This is a genomic window from Muricauda sp. SCSIO 65647, from assembly GCF_021534965.1.
GTDB lineage: Bacteria > Bacteroidota > Bacteroidia > Flavobacteriales > Flavobacteriaceae > Flagellimonas_A.
In genome coordinates this window covers 3,800,716-3,811,654 of the sequence record NZ_CP091037.1, presented here as the reverse complement: position 1 = coordinate 3,811,654, position 10,939 = coordinate 3,800,716, and the positions used below count along the sequence as shown (strand labels likewise).

Genomic DNA, 10,939 nt, shown 5'->3' with positions numbered 1-10,939 from the left:
TGATGTGTTTTTGACTAAAACTTAATGGTGCGCAACCGCACTAAAGAACTCGACAAATATGTGAACAAAAAACCTAAAAAAAAAATGCATTTCATATTGAAATTTATCTTTTTTTTTTGCATGTTCCTGACCAGATTTCTTAATCCATAAATATATACTTTTTCGCCAAGAAATATGCGATTTCATGAATTTTCTTTCCGTGTTCGGTATGGTGAAACCGACCAAATGGGGGTGGTATACCATGGCAACTATGCACAATACCTAGAGATGGGTAGAGTAGAGTGGTTGCGGACTCTCGGCATATCGTATCGCGATATGGAAGAAAATGGTACGATGTTGCCCGTCATCCACCTACAAATCAATTATAAAAGGTCGGCTAAATATGATGATGTTCTGACCATTCGTACAATGCTCAAAAAAAAGCCTTTGGTCAAAATAGAATTTGACTATGAAATCTATACTGAAAGTAGAGAATTGTTGGCTGAGGCAAATACGGTTTTGGCATTCATCGATATTGCCACGGGCAAACCGGTCAAATGCCCCGATTACATTCTTGACAAACTGAAAGACTAACCTGTTTTTTTGATGGAAACTTTATGTAGGGCACCAAAGGCTTCGACTACTTTTTTATGTTTTTCTTTTGGAATGGAGATGATCAACTTACAATCGAGATTCATTTCTTGGGAGTCGATCGTTACTTGATGCTTTTTGATTGTTCGCATGACCACATCCATTTCTGAATAGGGAAACAGCAACTCAAAACCGATCGTTATCTGCCTTTCGACAATTTTTGCCTTTTCAAGGGTAAGGCGTGCAGCGGTTCTATAGGCTTGTATCAAGCCGCCTACGCCCAATTTGGTGCCCCCGAAAACTCTGACCACGATGACCAATGTATTGGTCACCCCAAAAGCGTTTAATTGCCCGTAAATGGGCATACCCGCAGAATTGGTAGGCTCGCCGTCATCGTTGGCGCGGTAACGGACATTTTCGATACCCAACCGCCATGCATAGCATACATGGTTGGCCATGGGATATTGCTTCCTAATATTTTCAAGAATCGGTTTTATCGCATTTTCGGAAGAAATAGGAAAAGCATACCCGTAAAATTTGCTCTTTCGGTCTTTGTGCAAGATGACCTCTGAAGGAGCGGTCAAGGTTTTGAAGTTGTAAATGGGGCCTTCCATCAAAATAGAGCTACCAAAAGAATACTGACCACTGCAAAACCTACGCCCAACCAGTTTTTTGAACTCAACTCTTCTTTGAACAACAATATGCCCAAGAGCGTCGAAAACATCACGATGGCCACATTGTTTATGGTGAAGATCGAGGCACTGTTCAACTGTTCGTTTTGCAGCGCGCGAAGCAAAAAGAAAATTGAAAAATAGTTGGGCACCCCCAATGCAATGCCTCCCATGATGTTTCTGGCGTTGAACTTTATCGATGTTTTTGAGAGTTTTACCAAAATGAGCATGATTCCTGTAAGCGCTGCCGCAGCAAAGACCACTGATGAAAACAACGGAAATTCTGACTTTTCCAACTGGGTCTCTTGAACATACTTGATGCTCGAATCAATGATGCCAGACCCCAAGAAGACCAATACGGGCAGCAAAAGACTGCTTTTTGAAAGGCTGAGTCTATTTTTCTTGACAGAAGCAAAATAAACGGCCACCAAGGCCAAAAGAATACCAATAATATTGAGAAAGGACAGCTTTTCGTTGTAGAGCGCGACGCCCAACAGAACGGGAATCACCAACGACATTTTCGTAGCCACCGATGCCACCGAAACACCATTTTCTTGCGAGGTCTTGGCCATGAGATTGAAGACGGTGATAAAAAGTACACCTAAAAGAAGAGTACCCCAAATCCAAGAGGCCTGCATTACTTCACCGATCAAAATTTTCTTTTCGTAAAACAAGAGACCTGTGGTACAAGCCACAACATAGTTTACCACGATGGCGTAAAAGGTCTCGATATTGAAACGCGAGTATAATTTGAATACCACAAAAATGAGGCTAGAACAAAAGATGCTTAGGGCGAGATCTATCATGGCATGAATTGGTCGAGTTGTACAACATCTTGCTCACCAACCTGAAGGTGCCATGTTTTGATGCCCAAACCTGCGGCAGCCTCTATGTTTTCTTTTGTATCGTCGATGAAGAATGTTTCTGTTGGGTCCAGGCCATTTTCGTTCAAGACAAATTCAAAGATTTCGCTATCGGGCTTTCGCATCTTCATTTCATATGAAAGGTGAAACCCCTCGAAACAACTTTTGAAACGCTCAAAGGCTTCGCCCATTTTTTGCTGTTCGTTTTTTATATGTATTTCATTGGTGTTGCTCAAGAGAAAAAGACGGTGTCGTTTTTCTTCGAAAAGTCTCTCAAGAAATTTTAACCGATAGGGTGGAAAATCTAAAAGAATGGCGTTCCAGGCATCGATCAATTCACGTTCATGGGCAGTAGGGAACAGTTTTCCTACCTTTTGTAAAAATTCACCTGAACCCACCAATCCCTTTTCATAGGTTTTGAACAATTGGTCAAGCTCTGGGGTCAGGCCTTTGAATCCGTGCTTCGCCATGGCACGCGCCGTGGCCGATTTGTCTAGATTTATGAAAATATCGCCGAAATCGAAAATGATGTTTTTGATCATGGAGTCAGTATGGTCAAGGTGTCGTTCAAAATAGTATTGGTCGTTATTGGTATCCCAGAAAGGGCAGGAGCTTTGATTCCTTCCTTAAAAATGGTCTTCCCCTTGAATACCCTTGCCTCATCCCACATGTTTTCATCGATAAAGGTCTGTAGCGTTTTTGCGCCACCTTCGACGATTATGCTGCTGATGTTGTGGTGGTGGAGGCTGCTGCAAAGTTGTTGGGCCACATTGCGTTGAAAATCAAGGGGTTCAAATATAATTCCGTCTATGTTGTCGACGGCATTTTGTTCTTCAGTGAAAACGATCGTTTTGACACTTTTGTCCATCACGTGGTAGGTGTTATCGATTTTTCGTTCCTTGTCCAATAACACCCTTATGGGATTTTTCCCTTCCCAATCGCGGACATTCAGTTTCGGATTGTCTTCCAGCGCCGTTTTGGTGCCCACCAAAATAGCTTGTTCCTCACTTCGCCATTTGTGCACCAATTGACGTGAGTGTTCATTGGTAATCCAGTACGGTTGGGGTTTTCCCGTCCGTTTTTCTTGCTTGGGAGCGATAAATCCATCCCAAGTTTCCGCCCATTTCAAGATGATATAGGGGCGTTTTTTTTCATGAAAGGTCAGAAAGCGTTTGTGGTGCTCGCGACATTCCTCTTCTAAGACGCCAACGGTCACTTGGCAGCCGGCAGCTTTCAATTTTTTGATTCCCAATCCAGCCACTTTATCATGCGGATCTTGCACCCCGATGACCACATTCTTGATATGGTGCTCTATGATCAAATCGGCACAAGGTGGTGTTTTTCCGAAATGTGAACAAGGCTCTAGGGTCACGAATAAAGTAGCTTCCCTGAGCAGTTCTTTTTTCTTGACGGACCGTATGGCGTTCACCTCGGCATGTGGCCCACCGTGTTCACTTGTGAAGCCTTCACCAATAATTTTGCCATCGTGGGCGATAACACAGCCCACCATTGGATTCGGAGCAGCCAAACCAAGGGCATTTTTGCCCAACTTGATGCATCGATGCATATATTTTTCCGCTATCTTCACCCAGCAAAAATAGGTCATTTAATTAAAGACGATGAACGCGAATATTCGCGAGATTTCGCAAAACGATAATCAACAGGTGGCGGCCCTGATACGAAGCGTATTTGAAGATATGGGAATCCCCAAGACGGGTACCGCATATGCCGATACTTCCTTGAACCAGATGTACGAAGCCTACGACCGGCCAAGGGCTTTCTATTTCATAATCGAGGAAGATGGAGAAGTCATCGGTGGTGGGGGCATTGCCCCATTGGATAATTACGGGGGCAATGTGTGCGAACTGCAGAAAATGTATTTTTTGAAGGAGGCCCGTGGACGTGGATTCGGCACTAAAATACTAGACCTCTGCCTTGGGAAGGCCAAGGAATTTGGTTTTGACAAATGTTACCTTGAAACCATGCCCTATATGGATGCCGCCCGAAAACTCTATGAAAAGAACGGATTTGAGTATATCGATGGACCCATGGGCGATACAGGACACACTTCTTGCTCTGTGTGGATGCTGAAGACACTTTGACCTATGCTGCTTTCTGAAATCAAGAACATCTTCCATCTAGAATTAAAAAACCTATATCCGAAAGCGGAAATTGACAGTTTTTTTCATCTAATGATCGAGCACTATTTGCAGCTTGAACGTTTTACTTTGGTCATGCAGCCCCAGTTTGCCCTGAACAATGAAGAAGAGCGGCCCCTGTTTGAGGCATTGTCACAATTAAAACAAGAGAAACCCGTACAATACATTTTGGGCGAAGCCCATTTCATGGATATGGTCTTCAAGGTCGACGAACATGTTTTGATCCCAAGGCCCGAGACGGAAGAACTGGTACGGTGGTTTTTGCACATAGGGAAAAGTCAAAGCGTGTTCAATGACTCGAAGATCAAAATTCTTGACATTGGTACAGGCAGTGGTTGCATTGCCATTGCACTTGCCAAAAACCTTCCCCATGCACAAGTGTACGCACTTGATGTTTCTGTTGAAGCGCTCAAGGTGGCAAAAGAGAACGCCAAAATGCACAGGGTGGAGATGCAATTCCTTCAGAAGAACATTTTGGATGGTAAGAAAATGGATTTTCATTTTGATTTTATCGTTTCAAATCCGCCCTATGTGCGGGAATCTGAAAAGGCAGAAATCAAGAACAATGTCAAAAAATATGAACCGCGGGAAGCCTTGTTCGTTTCGAATGAAAATCCATTGGTGTTTTACAAAGCTATTTCAAGGTTTGCCAAATACCATCTGAATGTGGGCGGGAGCCTTTTCCTCGAAGTCAATCAATATTTGGGCGAAGAGACCGTAACACTGCTGCAGCAACAAAATTTCAAGGATATTGAATTGAAAAAGGATATTTTTGGGAACGACCGAATGATCAGGGCAGAATGGAGTTAAAAATCAATGCAATAAAACGTGAAGTCTATGCATAGCATCGTTGTATTTTGTGGAAGCAGCGAGGGTGAAGACCCTAAAATAATTGCAGATGCCTCAAAATTGGGAAGTACACTGGCCGACCAAAACATCACCTTGATCTATGGCGCAGCCCGCATAGGGGTCATGGGCCATGTCGCCCAAGGTTGTCTCGACAATGGTGGAAAAGTAATCGGGGTCATTCCTGATTTTTTAATGCTTCGCGAGGTTTATCATTCTGGCTTGAGCGAGTTGATCATTACCAAGAGTATGCATGAGCGCAAACTGAAAATGTACGAACTTTCAGAGGGGATTATCATGCTTCCCGGGGGCTATGGTACTTTAGAAGAGTTTTTTGAAATAATCACTTGGGCACAATTGGGCCTGCACCAAAAACCCATAGGCATTTTGAACACCAATGGGTTTTATGACGAATTGTTGGCCATGTTGCGAAAGATGATTGACCAACAGTTCTTAAAGAAAGAAAACTACGAAATGATACAGGTCGATGACCGCATTGTTAGACTACTTCAAAAAATGCGTGATTATGAACCGATTCCTGTGCCCAAGTGGCTAAAAAAAGGACAAGTGTGATGACTATTGAGCAAAAAATAAAAACCATTCGCAAAGAACTGCAAGAGCACAATTACAACTATTACGTGCTCGACAAACCGACCATTTCAGATTACGAATTTGATATGAAGCTCAAAGCGCTTCAAGACCTCGAAGAAAAGCACCCTGAGTTTTATGATCCCAGTTCGCCGACCCTTCGGGTAGGGGGCTTGGTGACCAAGAACTTTGAGACCATAGCACATGAACATCGCATGTACTCTTTAGACAATTCGTACTCTAAAGAAGATTTAGAGGACTGGGAAAAGCGTATTCAGCGTATTCTCGGCGACGTGCCCGTTGAATTTGTCTGCGAGCTCAAATACGATGGGGCCTCTATCAATCTGACCTATGAAAATGGGCAATTGGCAAGGGCGGTTACCCGTGGCGACGGTTTTCAGGGCGATGATGTGACCACAAATATCAAGACCATCGGATCGGTACCGCTGAAGCTTCGGGGCGACTACCCGTCAAAATTTGATATTCGCGGAGAGATTATCTTGACCTTGGAAGGCTTTGCCAAAATGAACCAAGAACGTATAGAAAATGGCGAAGAACCTTACATGAATCCACGAAATACTGCCTCAGGGTCGTTGAAGCTGCAAGACAGCGCCTTGGTCGCCCAACGCCCATTGGATTGTCTTTTGTACAGTATCGTGGGTGCATCGGGTCTTAAAACCCAATTTGAAGTCTTGGAAAAAGCCCGGGCCTGGGGGTTCAAGGTACCGCCCGTGGCCAAATTGTGCAAGACCACCGATGAGGTCTTGAGATTTGTGGAATATTGGGATGTACATCGCCATGAACTGCCTTATGAAACCGACGGTGTGGTCATTAAGATAAACAGTCTGTTACAACAAGAAGAGCTGGGCCATACCGCCAAGGCACCCCGATGGGCCATGGCCTATAAGTTCAAGGCCGAGCAAGAAGCTACCATTCTCAATGAGATCACCTATCAGGTAGGTCGCACGGGGGCCATCACTCCCGTTGCCAATTTGCAACCTGTGCTATTGGCGGGCACTACGGTGAAACGGGCCTCGTTGCACAATGCCGACCAAATCGCAAAGCTCGATATTCGGGAGGGGGATACCGTTTTTGTGGAAAAAGGGGGCGAGATCATACCCAAGATCATTGCGGTAGACTTGACCAAAAGACCTCTGGGTTTAACACCGACCCGATACATTACACATTGCCCAGAATGCGGCACCGAACTGATTCGGAAAGAAGGTGAAGCCCAACATTTTTGTCCGAACGATACAGGCTGCCCACCACAGATTACGGGGCGTATACAACATTTCATATCACGTAAGGCGATGGATATCGAGGGATTGGGCGGTGAAACCGTAGAATTGTTGTTCAAAGAAGGGCTGATCGATAACTATGCCGATCTCTATATGTTGACCGTTGACCAAATCATTCCGCTGGAGCGGATGGCCGAGAAATCGGCAGAGAATTTGGTGAATGGGGTAGAGGCATCGAAAAAAATCCCTTTCGAGCGGGTGCTGTTCGCACTCGGTATCCGTTATGTGGGCGAGACCGTTGCCAAGAAACTGGCCAAGGCCTACAAGAACATCGATGCGCTCATGGCCGCATCAGAAGAAGAACTGACCGCTGTTGATGAGATTGGGGAACGAATCGCGCAAAGTGTAGTGCAGTTTTTCCAAAATCAGACCAATCTTGAAACAGTGAATCGATTGAAGACCTACGGATTGCAATTCTCACTTTCTGAAGAACAATTACAGCATCAGTCCGATCTATTGAAAGGAAAGACCTTTGTGGTTTCGGGTGTTTTCGAAACCATTGGCCGCAGCGAACTCAAAAAACTGATCGAAGACAATGGGGGCAAGGTCGCCTCTTCCATTTCTTCGAAGACCAGTTATGTGGTGGCAGGGGCCAATATGGGCCCCAGTAAAAAGACGAAGGCCGAAGGTTTGGGGGTGCCCATTATTTCTGAACAAGACTTTTTAGGGATGATTTCATAAAAGCTTTTCTCTGATAAAGGCAGTTACGTAATTGCACAATGATAATACGGGGTACTGATTCTTCCAGTATTTCTGACAGATGTGTACGAATTTTCTAGGTTTTCTTTAATTTAACGCGTGAAATGGAAAACATGGGCGAAGCATACCGGTTGGTCACATATATTATGGCGGGCTTTGCCGTGGTCTATGTAGCACTTGAAATTGTATTGAACCTCAATGAAGTGGATAATGATACCTCGAATATCATTCTTTTTGAGGCGGCCAAAGACAAATTGTTTTTTATTCCTTTCGGATTGGGTGCGATTATGGGGCACTTATTTTTGGGGGTCAAAACCGATTATTTTGGATTAGGGGATGGGCTACCCGTTATCATTTTATTTTCTTTGGCTGCGATCATGACATTGATAGGGTTCAAAGTACCTTTTAAAAAACCAGTGTGGTTTTTGAGTATTCTACTGATTTTGGGTCTGTTTTACGGGCACCTTTTTTGGTCGATGAATTTCTAGTTATGCAAGTGAAATCTTTTTTAAGGGAAAACAATAAGACAATAAGGATTATCAAGATTGTCATCGCCTCGCTGTTGGGGCTTATGGTGATCATCGATATAGTGCTTGTTTTTCTTGAAGATAAAGGTTTCCCTACTTTTAGCAAGGTCATCGAAGAGAATCGAACCGAACTGATTTGGTTAAACTTTTTGCTGGGGGGGTTGATTGCCAAAGTATTCTACAATCGAATCGTACACACCAAGCAGCGAGAACTCTCGGGCTTTTTGGCCTTTTTCGCTATGATTGTTTTATTGTTTGTCTTGGGTCGGGTATTTACCATTGAATTGGATACCCCGTATCATTTGTTGATAATGATCTGCGGGGGCATCTTGGCTCATCGGGCTTGGCCACAATACATTCATGATGAAAGCACCGAATAATTTTGATGAATTTCAAGAGACGTTGCATCTAGGTGTTCCATCCAATACATGGCCCGTTGTACTGCAAGCTCTTTGGCACGATGCCAATGGCGATTGGCATGCTGCCCACCATTTGGTAGATCAATTGACCGACCCCATGGCCAAATGGGTACATGCCTATCTGCATCGCAAAGAGGGCGATGAATGGAACGCGGGCTATTGGTATCGCCAAGCGGGAAGGCCCTTTCCTACTATGGGTTTTGATGAAGAGCTGAAAATGTTGGTGGAGGCGGTTTTGGGCTAACCGTCTAAATAATGGATAATTATGGGACTGTCCCTATCAAAAATGATGGGCGTACCAATGGTTGATAAAAATGCTTGGCCTATTCTGCCGCAATCAAATTCAGTTCGCCCACAGCCTTACGAATGTCATTGCCCCAAATGAACAAACGGTTATAGGGCTGTACTTGTAGGTAGTGTTGGGGATTATAAACCTTAAGGGTCGTTATGTCAATGCAGTAGCGTTGCACCCAATCAGATTCTTTGACAAAGAAACCGTTGCTGGCCTTTGCCTTTTTGCAGGCATTATAAAGCTTTATGCACATGCGGTATTCGTAGGCGGTGAGCATCAAGGGATCGGCCCAGGCACCTAAATCATTTTCAACGGCATTTTTGACGGCCGTTCGCGCCAACCGCAGATCGGAATTTTTGGGCAGGTTGGGGTAAATGATGATGCTAGAGGCCCAGCCAGACTCTAACAACAATAGGTTGAAGGTCTTTCGTTCGTCAAAACTTACCGTGGCCAGCTCTGTTGTGGTAAAACTGGGCGCAATGTACGCTAGCAGTCGTCCATAGTGGTCAAAGTGCTCATCGGCGGCCAGTACAAAAAGGCTGCGATTGGTGCCGTTGGGTTTGGCCAGTCGGGTATCGAGTAAGTTTTTAAAGAAAGCCTTGGCCTGTTGCCCCTGTGAGATCTGTCGGGTACCCGCATTGACCAATCGTGGCAAAATGTGGGCTTTGAAAGCTGGGTCGATCCAGTTGTCATAGTTACCTGTTTCGAGCAAAGTTTTTAATTCATTCAGTTTGTTGTTGCCCGTAGCCTCACCACCTTGATAACTGGTCTCTGGGGTATCGATGCCCAACATGCGAATGGGCATACGTACATATGGGGTATCGCCATCGGCGGGATCGCCCGATTTTGATTTTTTGCCGAGTCGGTCAAGCTCAATGCCTTTGGGATCCCAAAATATCTGTACTTTTTCCATGGTCCACAGGTTCTATTACGAAGAAAGCTAGTAATTTTCTTACAACCTTTACTGTTATCATGTGGCCAGTACCGTAACTTCTGTATGGTTGGTCAGAATGGGTGTATAGATTGCCCCAATGGGGCGTACGGGCACTATTGCTTGAAGTATTCTTTTTTATAGAATTGCCCCAGTTCTTTGGTCAACAGCAACACTTCGGGTTTGTCTTTTCTTAAGCCTATGGTCCAGTCGTTGAACATTTCCCATGCCTCGTTCACGAATATGGGTTCGCCGTACTCGGCCATTAATTTCTGCCGAATGCGGTCTTCTTCACCTTTTCCTGTCAATATCCAGGCCACGTTCAATCTTCCATCGCCGAAACGGGCCTCGATTTTTCTGGGGAAACCTGCATATTCGACCCCAAAACAGTTCAGTTGTAATTGTGCGTTGGGGTCAGAGCCATCTAGTTTCTGCTCGTGCACGAAATGGCTATTGGCTTCAAGCTTTGGCCGCAGGCTTTCTAAATCCGCACCCATTTCAATAAATTCAGGAACCTTTCCTGATTGTAGATAGCCCAAATCGATGGCTTTGCCTTGTGACAAATACGGGTTTTCCCAAGTATTCAAATTCGGATGCATGGCCTCATCAGTCAATAGCCAAACAATGTCTTTTTCGACATCGGCGAAAAGGCCATCTTTAAAATGCACTTTATAGTGCATATAGCTATCTGCGGTATCTTTTCTTGATTCTAGCAAATTGGTAATGGCATTGCCCCTGGCCTCAATATAGTGCAATCGGTCATCGGCAAAGGTGAATACCACTTGGGCAATGGTTCCGTTTTTGGTCTTTAAGTTGGTGCACAACAAATGTGATTCACTTTTTTCGGCAAGTGGAAAGCTCGGGTCATCGATTTGTACCACCGTGTGCGATACTACATCAGGACCGATCTTTTCTTTGACCATGGCAAGGGATTCATAAAAATGCACATCATTGAAAACAGTTTCTGATTGTGCGCGTACAGAGAAAGTAATGACGACGCCACAAAAAAGCAGCATCGTCATTTTGATGAGGGTTTGCATGTGTTTTTTGATTGATGGTTTGGCTAAAGACAACGA

General features: G+C 44.5%; 14 protein-coding genes. 8 read left to right on the top strand and 6 right to left on the bottom strand.

The annotated features are described in order from the left end of the window. Positions 1-174 precede the first annotated feature (174 nt). Entirely contained in the window at positions 175-573 is a 399-nt protein-coding gene (locus L0P89_RS16940) for an acyl-CoA thioesterase (RefSeq protein WP_235266333.1), read from the top strand. Here the strand turns inward: L0P89_RS16940 and L0P89_RS16935 are convergent. The 4 genes from L0P89_RS16935 to ribD are packed head-to-tail and all read right to left on the bottom strand — an operon-like array spanning position 570 to position 3,692. Next, positions 570-1,184, bottom strand: coding sequence for an IMPACT family protein (locus L0P89_RS16935; protein WP_235266331.1), 615 nt, complete (start codon positions 1,182-1,184; stop codon positions 570-572). The two genes, L0P89_RS16940 and L0P89_RS16935, sit on opposite strands and share 4 nt — an antisense overlap. Beyond that, the gene (locus tag L0P89_RS16930; RefSeq protein ID WP_235266330.1) at positions 1,184-2,047 is read right to left on the bottom strand and encodes a DMT family transporter; all 864 of its coding nucleotides are present in this window, start codon (positions 2,045-2,047) and stop codon (positions 1,184-1,186) included. Before L0P89_RS16930 ends, L0P89_RS16935 begins: the two co-directional genes overlap by 1 nt. Continuing rightward, on the bottom strand, positions 2,044-2,646 hold the full coding sequence (locus L0P89_RS16925; protein ID WP_235266329.1) for an HAD family hydrolase: 603 nt from the start codon (positions 2,644-2,646) through the stop codon (positions 2,044-2,046). Before L0P89_RS16925 ends, L0P89_RS16930 begins: the two co-directional genes overlap by 4 nt. Next, entirely contained in the window at positions 2,643-3,692 is a 1,050-nt protein-coding gene (gene ribD / locus L0P89_RS16920; protein WP_235266326.1) for a bifunctional diaminohydroxyphosphoribosylaminopyrimidine deaminase/5-amino-6-(5-phosphoribosylamino)uracil reductase RibD, read from the bottom strand. Before ribD ends, L0P89_RS16925 begins: the two co-directional genes overlap by 4 nt. Before the next feature lie 31 nt (positions 3,693-3,723). Between ribD and L0P89_RS16915 the strand changes: the two genes are divergently transcribed. The 7 genes from L0P89_RS16915 to L0P89_RS16885 all read left to right on the top strand — a co-directional run bounded on the left by L0P89_RS16915 (position 3,724) and on the right by L0P89_RS16885 (position 8,884). After that, positions 3,724-4,206: a GNAT family N-acetyltransferase gene (locus L0P89_RS16915; RefSeq protein WP_235266324.1), complete on the top strand. Its 483-nt coding sequence runs from the start codon at positions 3,724-3,726 to the stop codon at positions 4,204-4,206. Positions 4,207-4,209: 3 nt separating this feature from the next. Then, positions 4,210-5,073 carry a peptide chain release factor N(5)-glutamine methyltransferase gene (gene prmC, locus L0P89_RS16910; RefSeq protein ID WP_235266322.1) on the top strand — a complete coding sequence of 288 codons (864 nt, stop codon included), beginning with the start codon at positions 4,210-4,212 and terminating at the stop codon, positions 5,071-5,073. Between the two features lie 27 nt (positions 5,074-5,100). Further along, positions 5,101-5,682, top strand: a complete 582-nt coding sequence (locus L0P89_RS16905) for a TIGR00730 family Rossman fold protein (protein WP_235266321.1) — start codon at positions 5,101-5,103, stop codon at positions 5,680-5,682. Beyond that, positions 5,682-7,676: an NAD-dependent DNA ligase LigA gene (ligA, locus tag L0P89_RS16900; RefSeq protein ID WP_235268068.1), complete on the top strand. Its 1,995-nt coding sequence runs from the start codon at positions 5,682-5,684 to the stop codon at positions 7,674-7,676. Before L0P89_RS16905 ends, ligA begins: the two co-directional genes overlap by 1 nt. A 131-nt stretch (positions 7,677-7,807) precedes the next feature. Then, complete coding sequence (locus tag L0P89_RS16895; RefSeq protein WP_235266320.1) at positions 7,808-8,182, top strand: hypothetical protein; 375 nt, start codon at positions 7,808-7,810, stop codon at positions 8,180-8,182. A gap of 2 nt (positions 8,183-8,184) precedes the next feature. Then, positions 8,185-8,601: a hypothetical protein gene (locus L0P89_RS16890; RefSeq protein ID WP_235266319.1), complete on the top strand. Its 417-nt coding sequence runs from the start codon at positions 8,185-8,187 to the stop codon at positions 8,599-8,601. Further along, on the top strand, positions 8,582-8,884 hold the full coding sequence (locus L0P89_RS16885; RefSeq protein WP_235266318.1) for a hypothetical protein: 303 nt from the start codon (positions 8,582-8,584) through the stop codon (positions 8,882-8,884). Before L0P89_RS16890 ends, L0P89_RS16885 begins: the two co-directional genes overlap by 20 nt. A 79-nt stretch (positions 8,885-8,963) precedes the next feature. On the opposite strand, the gene L0P89_RS16880 is transcribed toward L0P89_RS16885, so the two are convergent. Next, positions 8,964-9,845, bottom strand: a complete 882-nt coding sequence (locus L0P89_RS16880; protein WP_235266317.1) for a thermonuclease family protein — start codon at positions 9,843-9,845, stop codon at positions 8,964-8,966. Positions 9,846-9,979: 134 nt separating this feature from the next. Continuing rightward, on the bottom strand, positions 9,980-10,903 hold the full coding sequence (locus L0P89_RS16875; RefSeq protein ID WP_235266316.1) for a hypothetical protein: 924 nt from the start codon (positions 10,901-10,903) through the stop codon (positions 9,980-9,982). Positions 10,904-10,939: the final 36 nt, after the last annotated feature.